The sequence below is a fragment of the Pantoea sp. F_5 genome (genome assembly GCF_008631595.1).
Classification (GTDB): domain Bacteria; phylum Pseudomonadota; class Gammaproteobacteria; order Enterobacterales; family Enterobacteriaceae; genus Pantoea; species Pantoea gossypiicola.
Genome location: NZ_VWUO01000002.1, coordinates 387454 through 402892 on the forward strand (window position 1 = coordinate 387454; position 15439 = coordinate 402892).

Annotated in this window: 12 protein-coding genes; 7 read left to right on the plus strand and 5 right to left on the minus strand. The window is 56.3% G+C overall.

The genetic code is table 11. From position 1 onward, the window contains the following. The first annotated feature begins 34 nt into the window (after window positions 1-34). Window positions 35-1468 (plus strand): YchO/YchP family invasin, encoded by a 1434-nt coding sequence (locus F3I44_RS04310; RefSeq protein WP_190286001.1) that lies wholly within the window; start codon window positions 35-37, stop codon window positions 1466-1468. 319 nt (window positions 1469-1787) lie between these two features. Next, the gene (locus F3I44_RS04315; RefSeq protein WP_370452826.1) at window positions 1788-3017 is read left to right on the plus strand and encodes a PAS domain-containing protein; all 1230 of its coding nucleotides are present in this window, start codon (window positions 1788-1790) and stop codon (window positions 3015-3017) included. Between the two features lie 153 nt (window positions 3018-3170). Here F3I44_RS04315 and F3I44_RS04320 read toward each other — a convergent pair whose 3' ends face one another. The 4 genes from F3I44_RS04320 to F3I44_RS04335 all read right to left on the minus strand — a co-directional run bounded on the left by F3I44_RS04320 (window position 3171) and on the right by F3I44_RS04335 (window position 6147). Then, window positions 3171-3371 (minus strand): hypothetical protein, encoded by a 201-nt coding sequence (locus F3I44_RS04320; protein ID WP_223811652.1) that lies wholly within the window; start codon window positions 3369-3371, stop codon window positions 3171-3173. A gap of 93 nt (window positions 3372-3464) precedes the next feature. Beyond that, entirely contained in the window at window positions 3465-3959 is a 495-nt protein-coding gene (locus tag F3I44_RS04325) for a MarR family winged helix-turn-helix transcriptional regulator (RefSeq protein WP_150012754.1), read from the minus strand. Window positions 3960-4294: 335 nt separating this feature from the next. Beyond that, window positions 4295-4606: a hypothetical protein gene (locus F3I44_RS04330; RefSeq protein WP_150012755.1), complete on the minus strand. Its 312-nt coding sequence runs from the start codon at window positions 4604-4606 to the stop codon at window positions 4295-4297. Next, window positions 4603-6147: a methyl-accepting chemotaxis protein gene (locus F3I44_RS04335; RefSeq protein WP_150012757.1), complete on the minus strand. Its 1545-nt coding sequence runs from the start codon at window positions 6145-6147 to the stop codon at window positions 4603-4605. Before F3I44_RS04335 ends, F3I44_RS04330 begins: the two co-directional genes overlap by 4 nt. Before the next feature lie 605 nt (window positions 6148-6752). Between F3I44_RS04335 and F3I44_RS04340 the strand changes: the two genes are divergently transcribed. Beyond that, on the plus strand, window positions 6753-8309 hold the full coding sequence (locus tag F3I44_RS04340; protein ID WP_150012759.1) for a bifunctional diguanylate cyclase/phosphodiesterase: 1557 nt from the start codon (window positions 6753-6755) through the stop codon (window positions 8307-8309). Window positions 8310-8385: 76 nt separating this feature from the next. Here F3I44_RS04340 and F3I44_RS04345 read toward each other — a convergent pair whose 3' ends face one another. Then, on the minus strand, window positions 8386-9459 hold the full coding sequence (locus F3I44_RS04345) for a porin (RefSeq protein ID WP_150012761.1): 1074 nt from the start codon (window positions 9457-9459) through the stop codon (window positions 8386-8388). 928 nt (window positions 9460-10387) lie between these two features. Between F3I44_RS04345 and F3I44_RS04350 the strand changes: the two genes are divergently transcribed. The 4 genes from F3I44_RS04350 to astB are packed head-to-tail and all read left to right on the plus strand — an operon-like array spanning window position 10388 to window position 15427. Continuing rightward, the gene (locus tag F3I44_RS04350; protein ID WP_150012763.1) at window positions 10388-11608 is read left to right on the plus strand and encodes an aspartate aminotransferase family protein; all 1221 of its coding nucleotides are present in this window, start codon (window positions 10388-10390) and stop codon (window positions 11606-11608) included. After that, on the plus strand, window positions 11605-12636 hold the full coding sequence (astA, locus tag F3I44_RS04355; protein ID WP_150012765.1) for an arginine N-succinyltransferase: 1032 nt from the start codon (window positions 11605-11607) through the stop codon (window positions 12634-12636). Before F3I44_RS04350 ends, astA begins: the two co-directional genes overlap by 4 nt. Further along, window positions 12633-14102 carry a succinylglutamate-semialdehyde dehydrogenase gene (gene astD, locus F3I44_RS04360; RefSeq protein WP_150012767.1) on the plus strand — a complete coding sequence of 490 codons (1470 nt, stop codon included), beginning with the start codon at window positions 12633-12635 and terminating at the stop codon, window positions 14100-14102. The genes astA and astD overlap by 4 nt, the downstream gene beginning before the upstream one ends. Next, window positions 14099-15427 carry an N-succinylarginine dihydrolase gene (astB, locus tag F3I44_RS04365; RefSeq protein ID WP_150012769.1) on the plus strand — a complete coding sequence of 443 codons (1329 nt, stop codon included), beginning with the start codon at window positions 14099-14101 and terminating at the stop codon, window positions 15425-15427. Before astD ends, astB begins: the two co-directional genes overlap by 4 nt. The last annotated feature ends 12 nt before the right edge of the window (window positions 15428-15439 follow it).

A 15439-nucleotide genomic window follows, 5' to 3' on the forward strand; every position in this document is an offset into this window, starting at 1 on the left:
TCGCAGCAACAAATTAATCAATGTGCCGGGTGACATGATACGGAAAACAGGGGTTCTCTCTTTGCTTGCGCTGTCGCTCTCTGTCTTGCAGAGCGCCCGCGCGTTCCAGACTGAAACGACAGTGTCAGAAACGCCGTTCGACAATCCTGCGCGCTACAGTGAGTCACTGCCGACGCTTGGCAGTGCCAGCGACGAGGATGAAGAGTGGAGCAAAAAGCTGGCGGCCGTGGCGAAAAGTATCGGTGAAGCGAGTAACAACAGCGACAGCAATGTAACGTTTGGCCAGCAGGCGGGCGTCTGGGCGTTCAATCATCTGCGCGATGAAGTCGCTAATCGGGTCGAGAGCGAAGGGCAGTCACTGCTTTCGCCCTACGGCACTGCGCAGCTCGATCTGAAAGTCGACATGAACGGCAACTTTGCCGGCACGGGCGGCGATCTTTTCAGCGCACTGGCCGACGAGAAGAGTCTGCTTACCTTCAGCCAGCTTGGTCTGCATGATACCGGCGACGGTCTGGTCGGCAATGCGGGACTGGGACAACGCTGGGACGCCGGTAACTGGTTGCTGGGCTACAACGGCTTTGTCGATCACGTCTTCAGCAGCGGCCTGCAGCGTGCTTCGGTGGGGACTGAAGCCTGGAGTGATTCGATGCGTTTTTCTGCAAACTACTATCTGCCGCTTTCCGGCTGGAAAAATCTTGGCAGTTCGCAGCAGCAGCGTATGGCGCGCGGCTATGACATCACCAGCCAGAGCTATCTGCCCTTTTATCGTCAGCTGGGCGTCTCGGTGAGCTATCAGCAATATCTGGGTGAAAATGTCGATCTGTTTAACAGCGGCAACCGCTACCACAATCCTTCCGCCATGTCGTTTGGCCTCTCTTACACGCCGGTGCCGCTGGTCACGCTGTCTGCTACCCACAAAACCAGCAGTGCCGGTGAAAGCCAGGATCAGCTGGGGCTGAAACTGAACTATCGCTTCGGCGTGGCGCTGAGCCGTCAGCTTGATGCCGGAAACGTCGCGGAAGCACGCTCCCTGCGCGGCAGCCGTTACGATACCGTGACCCGCAGTGATACGCCGGTGCTCTCATTCCGTCAGCGCAAAACGCTGTCGGTATTTCTGGCGACGCCACCCTGGCAGTTAAGCAGTGGCGAGAGTCTGCCACTGAAGCTACAGGTGCGTGCCAGCAATGCGATCAAGGCAGTGAGCTGGCAGGGTGACACGCAGGCGCTTAGCCTGACGCCACCGGCTAATAACGCGGATCCGCAGGGCTGGAGTGTGATTTTACCGCAGTGGGATCCGTCGCCAGACGCCAGTAACGAATACCGGCTGTCGGTGACACTGGAGGACATCAAGCAGCAGCGTGTCACCTCTAACTGGATCACCCTGAAAATTGAGCCGCCTATGGCTATGGATGCGCCCCCGCAAAACGATCCTTACGATTTAATGGCACCCACCGGCACGGCCCTCTAGCGGGCACCTGCCGGCACGGCGCGCTGGCGGGAAAATCCGGCCAGAGCGCGACGTGATATGTCCGCCCGACTTCATCACAGAAGCGTGCTGATGTGCGGCCGTCAGATTTATGTGTCAGTAGTAACATCATGTTGCAATCATCAGCAGCAACTATCGCAGCGATGCGTAAGGGACACTGGCAAAATGCCGATAACAAGAGCAATTCCACCGTTTACTGGTCTTGCTTATGCGCCTGAGTTTACTGAAATATCTTGTCCCTTCTTTTCTCCGTCAGCGTGGCCTGCACGCCTCCGCGTCTTTCCGATCGCTGGGGCGCGCTATGCCCGTGATTGAGTTCACGCCTGAGGGCATCATTCAGAAAGCCAGCCCGCTATTTGTGGCGGCCATGGGATACCGGGCGGATGAAATTGTCGGTCAGCATCACAGTATGTTCTGCCCGCCCGCGCTGGTGAACTCGCCAGAATACCGACGTTTCTGGCAGCGTCTGGCGGCCGGCGAAAGCTTCAGTGATAAATATCTGCGGCTGGCTAACGGTATGCGGCCAGTCTGGCTGGAGGCGAGTTATATTCCGGTGACTGACCGTCGCGGACGGGTATTCAAAATCGTGAAAATAGCCGCGGATATTTCAGAGAGAATGCAGTCATCACTGGAACAGGAGTCGATTATCAATGCGATCAGCCGCTCCATGGCCGTGATCGCCTTTAGTCCTGACGGACACGTTCTTGAGGCAAATGATAACTTCCTTAAGGCTACCGGTTATCAGGCTGCTGAGGTAATAGGAAAGCATCACCGGCTTTTCTGTTCAGATAACCTTTCTCAGAGTGAGGAGTACCGGCAGTTCTGGTTGAGGCTGAATCAGGGCGAGTTCTTTTCGGGCCAGTTTCCCCGTCTTAACCGGCGTGGCGAACCGCTCTGGCTCAGGGCAACTTACAATCCGGTATTCAACAGTGATGGACAGCTCACTAAAATTGTTAAATTCGCCACTGACGTGACTGAGCAGGTGCTGCGTAATCAGCAGGAATATGAGGCGGCGTTAAATGCCTGGAACATGGCTGTTCAGACGCGGGGAAGTGCACAGGCGGGCGCGGATGTTATCGACAACAGCATTCAGATGATCAGCCGGATTGCTGAAGAGATGAGCGTCGTGTCGGCAGATGTCACGCGCCTGAACAGCCAGTCTGACAGCATTGATGGCATGGTTGAAACCATCCGGCGCTTTGCCATGCAGACCCGACTTATTGCACTGAATGCCGCCATTGAAGCGGCACGTGCAGGCGCGTCCGGGCGGAGCTTTGCCGTCGTGGCGGCAGAGGTCCGCAGCCTGGCGGCCAGCGTCAGCAGTGCGACCGAGGAGATTGAGCGGGTGGTGGCAGGCAACAATCAACTGGCCAGAGAGGTGCTGCGGGGAATTGAAACCTCGCTGGCGAACACCGGTCAGGGGGTGCTGCTGATGCGTGAAGCGGGAGACGTGATTGCCAGCATTCAGAAGGATTCAGAGCGGGTAGAAAACGCTGTCAGAGACGTTGCCCGGGCGGCACATAGCGAATAACCACGCATTGACCGGTCGGATAAACAGGGCCGGTCAATGCGTGGCCCTGAAGAACAGGGATTCATTGGGTCAGGTCCGGCAGTTGTCTCAACAGGAGAATAAGGAACGGCGGCTGTCAGGATAATCTGATCAGTGCCGCTCAGCCTGGCAGGGTTAGTTAACCAGTTTCGTCACGACACGAACGGCTCTGGCATAGACTTCTCTCTGACCGTTGACGGACCGCGCTTCCTGTTGTTTCAGGTAAGCGATGATTTCCTGTATGCCTGCCGTCTTGCCCGACTTCAGCAGGCTCGAAACAGCCTGTCCTACCACGGCATGAACATCATCCATATCTGCCGGTTTATCGGTACCCAAATGAAACTCCAGTGGAATAATTCTGGTTAAAAGCATCCGAACGGTCAACGCTTCGGCGAATCAGCCTGCCCGTCTGTTTATCGAACGCGCGCATTATGGCAGGGCCTTAAGCAGTTTTTCCCGCAGCGTGGCAACCTGGGTCGTCAGTTCACCAAGCTCACTGCAGGCGGTATCCATTACTGAGATCATATCTGCCGGGACACCCGCCGCCGCGACTTTAAGCTGGTGGCCCTGTTCCGTCAGTGAGACCACGACCCGACGCTCATCCTTCCCGGTGTCACGCTGCCGACAGATAATGCCAGCGCTCTCCAGCCGCTTCAGAAGTTGACTGAGCGTGCCGGAATCCAGCCGGACGCGCGCGCCAATATCAGAAACGGTCAGGCGATCTTTTTCCCACAGCACCAGCAGTACCAGATACTGCGGATAGGTCAGCCCAAGCGGTTTCAGCCGCGACTGATAAAGCTTTGTCATGGCGAGCGATGCGGAATAGAGCGCAAAGCAGAGAAACTGGTCAATGGTTTCTGGCGCTGCACTGGCGGGAGACGTATCAGCGATCCCCGCGGTTTCATCATTCATATTTTTACTCATTCTGAGTCCGGGGCAGGAGAGCCAGACCACCGGCGGCTTGTCAGCCCTGAAGTCTTGCTAAGTGCATATCGGGGAGATGCAGACTGCAGCAGCATCTCTTTTCGGGTGTCAGAAACCCCACTTTCAATCGCTTTCGCGGCGAGAGGAAAAGCCGTTGGCTGCGCCTCCGGTTGAAAGGTGACTCAGTATTGAGTCAAATTAAATTGAAGTCAACATAACCGGGCGCAGCCCCTGGCGCACAACGTGCGCCGGGGGCAAAACGGCTAAGATTTGCTACAAAATTTCAGCATTTAACGCAGAAGTGAATGCCGCACATTGTCAGCACCCTGATCCGGTCATCGGGTAATGACCGCGCAGCGCAGAAAGTTATCCATGACCGCAATCATTCTTCCCACCGCCAGCAGGTCAGCGGCCAGCAACAGGTCGCTGCGCACCAGTTTGTCCATCAGGGCGCGATCACTCATGTGCGCCTGAATCCGGCTGTAAAGCTGGGTCAGATGTATCCAGTTATTGGCGAACGTATCCACACTCAGATACTCGCCTTCACTGAGCTGCTGAAGCAGGATATCCACATCCTGTTTCAGGCCGCCGATCCGGTTGATAAGGTCAGCCGTGCCGACGGAGAGTTGTCCGCCGGAAGGGTTCATACGGTGAAGGTCCCCACCATGCCGCGCAGGTCGCGCGCCTGCGCCAGCAGGGACTGTGACGCGGAAGAAGACTCTTCCACCAGCGCGGCGTTATTCTGCGTGACGCCGTCCATCTGACTGACTGCAATACTGACCTGGGAGATGCCCTGCATTTGTTCACCGGAGGAGAGTGAGAGGTTGTCCATGGCATCGGCCAGCTCGCCCACGCGGCTGACAATTTCCAGGATGCGCTCACCCGTGCCTGCCGCCACGGTGACGCCTTCCTCGACCTGCGTGACCGCCTGCTCAATCAGCTGCTTGATGTCGCGCGCCGCAGTGGCGCTGCGCTGGGCCAGCGAGCGGACTTCACCCGCGACCACGGCAAATCCGCGACCGTCTTCACCGGCACGTGCTGCTTCTACGGCAGCGTTAAGCGCCAGAATATTGGTCTGGAAAGCGATACCTTCTATCACTGAGGTAATGTCACGCACCCGCACGGCACTCAGCGAAATGTCATGCATGGTTTCTGACAGGCGCTGAACATCGACTTCGCCCGCGTGAGCCAGCGTGGCAGCCTCGCGTGCTGAACCCGCCGTCTGATGCGCGCCCGCCGCATTGCTTTTTACGGTGGCAGTGAGCTGCTCCATGCTGGCTGCGGTTTCCTGCAGCGCAGCAGCCTGCTGCTCGGTGCGGGATGACAGCTCACTGTTGCCCTGAGAAATCTCATCGGCCGCCAGTGCCACCGAAGCGGAAGCATCTTTAATTTGCGACACCAGCCCGCGCAGATTGGTCTGCATTTCGCTCAACGAAGCAAGCAGACTGGTGCTGTCGCCACGGCGTAGCGTAACCGGGGAGGTGAGATCGCCAGCGGCAATCGCGGCAGCCAGCGTTTGTGCCTGAACAGGTTCGCCGCCCAGCTGACGCATCAGTATCCGCACAATAAACGCGCCGGTCGCGACCGCAGCCAGTATGGAGAGGACCGCCAGAATGATCAGTATCCAGGTGGTACGGGCGATAGCGTTACCGTTCTCTACCACCGCATCCCGGCTGCTGCGCATCTCAAGTTCAGTCAGGTCGTTGATCGCTTTAAGCAGACTCTGCTGTGCAGGACGCGTGACGGTCAACAGATAGCTGGTGACCTCCTGCTGACGGTTTTCCAGTCCGAGTTTCCCGGCGGTCATCAGGGTAGAAAGAGCAGCGTCTTCGGTTGACTCAATTCTGCTCATTGCCTCTCGTCCGGCTGACCCTGTGTCGGTCTGCATCATGCGTGATAGCGCTTCACGATTGCTGATGTAAAGCGCTCGTTGTTTTTGCAGGCGTTCCCACTCTGGCTGCATTTCGACAGGATCGGTCAGCAGGGCGAGGTTACGTACCGCAATAGCCATATCACGCACGCCGCCACGCATATCCAGCACCGTCTGGTATTTTTTCAGGCGGACATTAACCACCTCGTCCATGCTATCACGGGCGCTGTTCAGCGCCTGAATCGCGGTGCCTGCACAGAGAATAAACAGTAAAATCAGCAGGCCAAAACCTGCGCCAAGCCGCGTTGAAATTTTCATCCATTTTCCTGAAGAGTTCGTTGGGTAACAAGGTATCGGCAGGCGGAAAAGGTTCTGTAGGGTTGTGTTTAACTAAATTGAGTGCTATTTAGTTTTGCACGACAAAAGACGATTCCGCTGGTTCGTGTCCCACGTGATTAGTCGGCCGGTAATAAATGAAAAAAGTGCCATGTTCGCAGGCTTTGTAACGCAAATTTTCGCAACGACTTAGGGTGGCAGAACACGTCAAACCCTTGTTAATTGAAGATTTAGCTGCCCTGGCGTGGTGCATTTTGACGTGCTGTGCGGTGTCCCGACTTCCCGTTCACATCACCTGTCGGAACACGAGTAATGCATAAATTTAACCGGAAGGGCCTGTTAATCTGGCCGCCGCTGCCGATAGAACATTCATCAATAATGATGACGTAACCGGCACGCGCCGCTCAGAGCAGGTCTTCTGTTGTGCTGGCGCGAGGCGGATAAGAACGCGTGATTTCTATGAGCAGAAATAGCGGAGGGGTGATTATCGTCGGCAGTTAAGCTGACAGGCTATGAGAAATACACCCCGGTTTTTTACTGATAATTAAAACAACACTCTTACACTCTCCATCACCGGGAATGAATGCATGCGCCTGAAACTTTCCTGGCTCGCAGTGCTGAATATTGCGACCATCATATTACTTTCCATATTGTGGGAATTCGGGCTTGAGGCGCGGATTTCCACTCTGCTGGGCCTGGGCTACGATCCCGGTTTCGAAACAAGTGAACGGGTGCGGTTTATCCTCACCGCCACTGCGTTTGCCGGGCTGGCGATGATTATTCCGGCGCTGCTTATCGTAAAGTTGCTCCGCCAATCGCTGAATGCAGAAAAAACCGCACTCAGGCTGGCCGGTACAGATGCGCTGACCGGGGCGATGAATCGCCGGGCATTCACCGCGCATCTTGCTGCGCTGAATGCCGGAGAAATGTCTTACACCCTGACGCTGCTCGATATCAATGATTTCAAAAGTATCAATGACCTGAACGGTCATCGTCAGGGCGACGCCACGCTGGTTGCGCTGGCCGGACTGCTGACCACCTCGGCGGGCTCAGAGAGCCAGGTATTTCGCATTGGCGGGGATGAGTTTGCTATTGTAACCGCGGCGTCGCAGGCTGAGCAGGCCCTGGCCGCGGCTGAAAGTCTCTGTCAGCATGCGGCATCTATCCGGACCGGCCCGCACACCTTCCTGAGCCTTTCTGCCGGAATTGCCAGTTCAGCCTGCACGGGCCAGACCGATGTGGTACGTGCGGCGGATCTGGCGTTGTATGACGCTAAGCGGAATAAGTGTTCTCATCTGGCGCAATTTTCGCCAGACATGGAGCTGCGTTTTCGCCAGCGGGAAAGGCTGGAGCAGGAGGTGGTTGCCGCCGTCAGCGGTCACGCCATCGTTCCCTTTCTGCAACCGCTGGTGTCGCTGCATACCGGAAACATTACCGGTTTTGAAATACTGGCACGCTGGATTACGGCGTCGGGTCAGACGGTTTCGCCCGCCGAGTTCCTGCCGGTGGTGGAGCGGCTGGGGTTGATGGACAGCATGACCGTAGCGCTGTTGCAGGATGCGGTCAGTGCAACACGGGCATGGCCTGCCGGGCTCTGTCTGTCGCTGAATATTACCCCGGAGCAACTGCTGAGGCCGTCACTAACGACCTGTCTGTCCCGCATTATGCAGCAAGCCGGACCCGTCATGCTGGAGCTGGAGATCACGGAACAGAACGTCATGGCCATCTCTGATGATGCCCGCGAGGCGATTCGTCTGCTGAAAGAGGCCGGGATTGGCGTGGTACTGGACGATTTCGGCACCGGCTATTCCAATCTCTCCGTATTGCTGGGGCTGGGTATTACCAAAATCAAAATTGATCAGACGTTTATTGCCGGAATTGTGACCGGATCGGAGCAGCGGAAAGTCGTGGAAACGCTGCTGGCGCTCTGTCAGGGACTGAATGTGGTGATAACGGCAGAAGGCATCGAGGATGTCGCCACGCTGCGGTGGCTGAGAAAACGCGGCTGTGATTATGGTCAGGGTTATCTTTTCAGTCGTCCGATTCCTGCCGGGCAGGCAACCACGCTGCTGGCATCGGCCAATGTGGAAGAGCTGATGCAGGAAGAGGCCGTAGCGGTTAATTTAGTCCGGTCGCTGGGCTGAAGCGATGTGAAAACTGATTTTGCCTGGACTAAGTCAGTGAACAGGCCCGGCAGGAAGCGCCGGACCTGCTGTCTCATCAGAACTGGTAAATCAGACCCAGCGCGGTGATGTCGTCGGTTGCCAGACCGAGCGGATTGTTATCTTTCAACAGGTTGATACGGTATTCACCATAGACCGACATGTTCTTATTGAAGTAGTAAGTGGCACCCACGGCGGTGTACTTAACAATGTCGGCATCGCCGATGTTTTCAATCTCTTTGCCCTTCGAAGAGACATAGCCTACTGATGGACGGAAGCCGTTCAGGAACTGATATTGCGCTACAGCTTCAACGTTTTGCGCTTTGTTTGCAAAGCCGCCGCTAATCGGGGTGGCATTCAGGGTCTCGCCATACATTGCGGCCAGATAAACCTGGTTGGCATCATATTTGACTGAGGTCGCCCAGTGCTGGGCTTTTTCGCCTTCACCGCGTGCGGCTGCATTCTGCGCCGTGGTGCGATCCAGGCTCGCAAACGCGCCAGCGAAGCTCAGTCCGAAATCGAAGTCATAAGACGCGGAGAGGGCAAAACCATCGCCATTGGAACGACGCACGCCGTCGGTGTTACTGCTGCGGTCGTTTTTACCCTGATACTGTGCAGCAAGGTTTAACCCGTCAACCAGGCCAAAGAAATCACTGTTACGCCAGGTCAGCACGCCGGTTGAGCGGCCAGAGAGGAAGGCGTCGGTATAGCCGGAATCGCCACCGAAGAACGGCAGCATATCGGTGTAACTCAGCGCGTCATAGACCAGGCCATAGTTACGTCCATAATCCAGCGCGCCTGCTTTACCAAATTTCAGGCCAGCATAGCCAAGACGGGTACGGTTACTCGTCTGCGCATCGCTCCCCTCGGAGTTGTGCAGGCTGTACTGATACTGCCAGAAGCCATAACCGGTGAGCTGATCGGTAATCTTCGTCTCGCCCTTGAAACCCAAACGGGCATAAGAAGAGGTATCACCGTTGTTGTTATCGTCGTCAGAAAAGAGGTGTGACACGTTAATCTTGCCGACCAGGTCCAGCTTATTGCCATCCTTGTTATAAATTTCTGCGGCCTGTGCGGAGGAGAGACCGATCAGTAACGGCATAATAGCCGCCAGTGAAGTGCGCTTCATCATTTAATTATTACCCTGTATTCATTAATTATTATTCCCCTGATGAGGGGTGAAATGAAAATGACACAAAAAGTTAAAATCACAAAGCGCAATAAAAGTAACAAAATGTGATTTCTATATTCAGCTAATGATTAACAGCGGGAAGCAGAAGATTAAATGACAAGGTAATAAGATTTTCTTCTAATAAAACCTTCAGTGGTTATGGTGAATAATTACCATTAAATCAACTAATTAAGTATTAAATTCACACTGAAATCCATAAGTAAACTGACTATAAATAAAACAGATTAATCTCTGAGCTAATTATAGTGAGTTTTATGAGGGTGATAATAGCACAAGGGTTTTCTTCTAATCATTAGTCTGCATATTAATATTTGTTCATCTTTTCAGAAATATTATTACCCGCCCGATAATCACGTCATAAATAACCTGCACGACGCTGATTAAATTGTCACCATGTTGTTCGTTAATTAAACGAAAACAGGCCGGAAAATTAATCCGCCGGGCGTGATAAATGAAAATAGTTTGTTAAGTTTTGGCAATACTCCCCTCTTTTTCATGCAAATTCTGTCAGCTACTGTTGCACCATTGCGAGGCAAACTGCGCTAAAACAGGGCAAAGAAGGGGTTTTTGTGGAGAGATAATTTATCAGCGATCACAAAAGCGATATTTCATCCCGCGAATGCATAATTCTGCTGTTTAAAACCCGGCTTTGCCGCTGCAATCAGACAACTATTCACTATATATGCAAATTAAGTGAATATTGACGGCACCTAACCCATTGATATTGCGTTACGAAGATAATTTTATGCATTAATTCTCTGGCTGGCACGTTAACTGCACTCTACAGTAGGGCTGCACTACAACATCTTTTAACAATTTTAAAACATAAGCTTTACCCGGCCGGTAAAGTAAAGAAGGAGAGTGGGTTATGGCACTGCACGTTTCACGTCACGATTTCGATCAATGGATGATGCCGGTTTATGCACCTGCGACATTTATACCGGTTCGCGCAGAAGGCTCCACCGTCTGGGATCAGAACGGTAAAGATTACATCGACTTTGCCGGTGGCATCGCCGTCAATGCGTTAGGACATGCGCATCCGGCGCTACAGCAGGCGTTGCAGGAACAGGCCGCACGTTTATGGCATACCGGTAATGGCTACACCAACGAACCGATCCTGCGGCTGGCGAAGCAGTTGATCGACGCCACCTTTGCTGACCGGGTATTCTTCTGTAACTCCGGCGCGGAAGCAAACGAAGCAGCGCTGAAACTGGCGCGCAAAGTGGCGCATGACCGTGCTGGCCCGCATAAAAGTGGCATCGTGGCGTTTAAGAATGCGTTTCACGGCCGCACCCTGTTTACCGTCTCAGCCGGTGGTCAGCCCGCCTACTCAAAAGACTTTGCGCCGTTGCCGCCAGAGATCCAGCATGCGCCGTTTAACGATCTGGCTGCGGCCGCAGAACTGATTAATGACCATACCTGCGCCGTGATTGTTGAACCCATTCAGGGTGAGGGCGGCGTGCTGCCGGCCGATCCGGCGTTCCTGCGTGGACTGCGCGAACTCTGTGATAAACATCAGGCCGTGCTGATTTTTGATGAAGTGCAGAGCGGCGTGGGTCGTACCGGTTCGCTTTACGCCTATATGCATTATGGCGTCACACCCGATGTGCTCACCAGCGCCAAAGCGCTGGGCGGCGGCTTCCCGATTGGTGCGATGCTGACCCGCGACGATCTGGCGCTGGTGATGGGCGTCGGCACTCACGGCACCACCTATGGCGGCAATCCGCTGGCGGGTGCGGTGGCCGGTAAAGTGATGGAGCTGATCAACCAGCCTGAAATGATGACAGGTGTCACGCAGCGTCACGAGTGGATTGTCGCGGCCCTGGATGAGATCAATCAGCGCCTGCATCTGTTCAAAGAGGTGCGCGGTCTGGGTCTGCTGATTGGCGCGGTGCTCAGCGACGACTTTGCCGGTAAAGCCAAAGAGATCAACCTTGCCGCCGCTGAGATGGGCGTGATGGTGCTGATTGCCGGGGCTAACGTGGTACGCTTTGCCCCCGCGCTGAATATCAGTGAGCAGGAAGTGAAGCTCGGCATGGCACGCTTTGCTGAGGTCTGTGAACGCCTGGTTCGAGGGTCCGCATCATGATGGTAATCCGTCCGGTTGAACGCGATGATTTAAGCCAGCTGATGGCGCTGGCCGGTAAAACCGGTGGCGGACTGACCTCGCTGCCCGTCGATAGCGCCACATTACAGGCGCGTATCGATCGATCGCTGCAGACCTGGGAGGAGTCGCTGCCGCGCGCTGAGCAGGGCTATGTCTTTGTGCTGGCCGACAGTGAAGATAACCGCGCTGTTGGGATATGCGCTATCGAGGTGGCGGTCGGCCTGCAGGATCCCTGGTACAACTTTCGCGTCGGCACGCAGGTGCACGCCTCGAAAGAGCTGAATGTCTACGCCGCGCTGCCAACGCTGTCGCTGAGTAACGATCACACCGGCAGCAGTGAATTGTGTACGCTGTTTCTCGATCCCGATTACCGTGACGGCAAAAATGGCTATCTGCTGTCGAAGTCCCGCTTCCTGTTTATGGCCAGTTTCCGTGAACGCTTCACCGACCGCGTGGTGGCTGAGATGCGTGGCGTCAGCGATGAGCAGGGCCATTCGCCGTTCTGGGAGAGCGTGGGCAGCCGTTTCTTTTCTATGGAATTCAGTAAAGCTGATTTCCTCAGCGGCACCGGCCAGAAATCGTTTATCGCGGAGCTGATGCCAAAGCATCCGCTCTATATCGACTACCTGACACCACAGGCGCAGGCGGTCATCGGGCAGGTGCATCCACAAACCGCCCCTGCCCGTGCCGTGCTGGAGGCAGAAGGCTTCCGCTACCTCAACTATGTTGACATCTTTGATGGCGGCCCGACGCTGGAGTGCGATATCGATCACATCCGCGCCGTGCGCAAAAGCCGTCTGCGCCGCGCAGAACGGGGTGAAAACCCGACGGGTGCGCCGCTCTGTCTGGTTGCCAATAACCATTACCGCCAGTTCCGTGTGGCGCTGATCCCGGCCCATGCCGACAGCGACAGCGTACAGCTTACGGATGAACAGATGCGGGCGCTCCACTGCCAGCCGGGCGACAGCCTGCGCGTGGTGACGCTCTGCAAAGAGGAGAAAACAGCATGACGCACCTGATAAAGGGAGAATGGGTAAACGGTAACGCGGAGGTCCTGACCAAAGCGGATCCGGTCAGCGGCGAGACGCTATGGCAGGGCCAGGCGGCATCGGCCGCGCAGGTCACGGCGGCCTGTGACGCGGCGCGCGCCGCCTTTCCGGTCTGGGCCAGACGCCCGCTGGCGGAACGGCAGGCGATCATAGAGAAATTTGCGGCCGGGCTTGAAGCGCACAAAACAGAAATGGCAGAAACCATCGCCCGCGAAACCGGTAAGCCACGTTGGGAGGCGCTGACTGAAGTCGGCGCGATGATCAATAAAATCGGCTTTTCGGTAAAGGCGTATCATAGCCGCACCGGTGAGCAGCATGAAGGCGAAAGCTCGCTGCGCCATCGTCCCCACGGCGTGCTGGCGGTGTTTGGTCCCTATAACTTCCCCGGTCATCTGCCAAACGGCCATATCGTTCCGGCGCTGCTGGCGGGCAACTGCGTGGTCTTTAAACCCAGCGAACTGACGCCGCTGACTGCCGAGAAAACGGTTGAGATCTGGCTGGCCGCGGGCCTGCCAGCAGGAGTCCTGGCGCTGTTGCAGGGCGGGCGTGAGACTGGTCAGGCGCTGGCCACCTGTAGCCAGATCGACGGCCTGCTGTTTACCGGTAGCGCCCATACCGGCTATCAGCTGCATCGCCAGTTTGCCGGTCAGCCTGAGAAGATGCTGGCGCTGGAGATGGGCGGCAATAACGCTCTGATTGTAGAAGAACCGGCTGACCTGGATGCGGCTGTCAACATCACGTTGCAGTCCGCCTTTATTACCGCGGGTCAGCGCTGCACCTGCGCCCGGCGTCTGCTGGTTAAACGCGGCGAGGCGGGCGATGCGTTTCTGCAGCGGCTGGCTGAGGTGGCGGGGCGACTTCAACCGGCCGCGTGGAATGCGGAGCCACAACCCTTTATGGGCAGCGTGATCTCCACCGGCGCGGCAGAGAAGATTATGAGCGAGTGGCAACGTCGGGTTAAGGCGGGCGGTGAGGTGCTGCTGGCGATGCGCTGGCCGGATCGCCACAGCGCCATCCTGACGCCAGGCATTATCGATTTGACCGGCGTGCAGGGCATCCCGGATGAAGAGGTCTTTGGCCCACTGCTCGGCGTGCTCCGCTATGACACCTTTGACGAGGCGATTGCGCTGGCGAACCAGACCCGTTACGGCCTGTCGTGCGGATTAATCTCGCCTTTGCGCCAGCAGTTTGATCAGCTGCTGCTGGAAGCACGCGCCGGTATCGTCAACTGGAACAAACCGCTGACGGGCGCAGCCAGTACCGCACCGTTTGGCGGTATTGGGGCGTCGGGCAATCATCGCGCCAGTGCCTGGTATGCGGCAGATTACTGTGCCTGGCCGATGGCCTCGCTGGAGACGCCGGACCTGACGCTACCCACCACGCTGTCGCCGGGCCTGGATTTCTCCGCGCCGGAGAAAACATCATGAAGGCAATCGAAGCCAACTTTGATGGGCTGGTGGGATTAACGCACCACTATGCCGGGCTGTCGTTTGGTAACGAAGCCTCAACCCGCAACCAGCTGCAGCCCTCAAACCCCCGTCTGGCGGCAAAGCAGGGATTGCTGAAGATGAAAGCTCTGGCCGATATGGGCTATGTGCAGGGCGTGATCCCGCCACATGAGCGGCCCAATATTGCGGCGCTGCGTCAGCTCGGATTCAGCGGCAGCGATGAGCAGGTGCTGGCGGCAGCCGGGAAAACCGCGCCGGGATTACTCTCCGCCTGTAGCTCCGCGTCGGCAATGTGGGTCGCCAATGCCGCTACGGTTTCGCCGTCAGCAGACAGTCTGGATGGCCGGGTTCACCTGACGGTGGCAAACCTTAACAACAAATTCCATCGGGCAATGGAAGCGCCGGAAACGGCCTGGCTGCTGCGTTCCATCTTCCGTAACGACCGCCATTTTGCCGTGCATGATGCCTTGCCGCAGGTGGCGATGTTTGGTGATGAAGGGGCTGCTAACCACAACCGATTCGGCGGGGCCTATGGCGAGCGTGGCGTGCAGCTGTTTGTCTATGGCCGTGACAGCAGCCATGAGGGCAACGCCCCGCAGCGCTATCCGGCGCGGCAGACCCGTGAGGCCAGCGAGGCGGTGGCCCGCCTGCATCAGCTTTCACGCGAAAGCGTGCTGTTCGCGCAGCAGAATCCTGAGGTGATTGATCAGGGCGTATTTCATAACGATGTGATTGCGGTAAGTAACCAGCAGATGCTGTTCTGTCATCAGCAGGCGTTTGTTAATCAGCCTGAGCTGCTGGCGCAGCTTCGGACGCGCGTGCCCGGCTTTGTGGCACTGGAAGTGCCGGCAGATCGGGTCTCGGTAAAAGAGGCGGTAGAGACCTATCTGTTTAACAGCCAACTGCTCAGCCGACCCGACGGCAGCATGATGCTGGTGCTGCCGGAGGAGTCTCGTCAGCATCCGGGTGTCTGGCGCTATCTGTGCGAGCAGGTCGAAGGTGACACGCCACTGAAAGCCCTGAAGGTGTTTGATCTGCGCGAAAGCATGTATAACGGGGGAGGCCCGGCCTGCCTGCGTTTACGGGTGGTGCTGACGCCTCAGGAGCAGCAGGCAGTCAATCCGGCGGTGCTGATGAACGATACGCTTTTCACCACGCTGAATCACTGGATTGACCGTCATTACCGCGATCGCCTGACCCAGGCCGACCTGGTCGACCCGCAGTTACTGCGTGAGGGACGCGATGCGCTGGATGAACTGACGAAGCTGCTAGACTTAGGAAATGTATATGCATTTCAGCAGTGAAGGAGGGGGCAG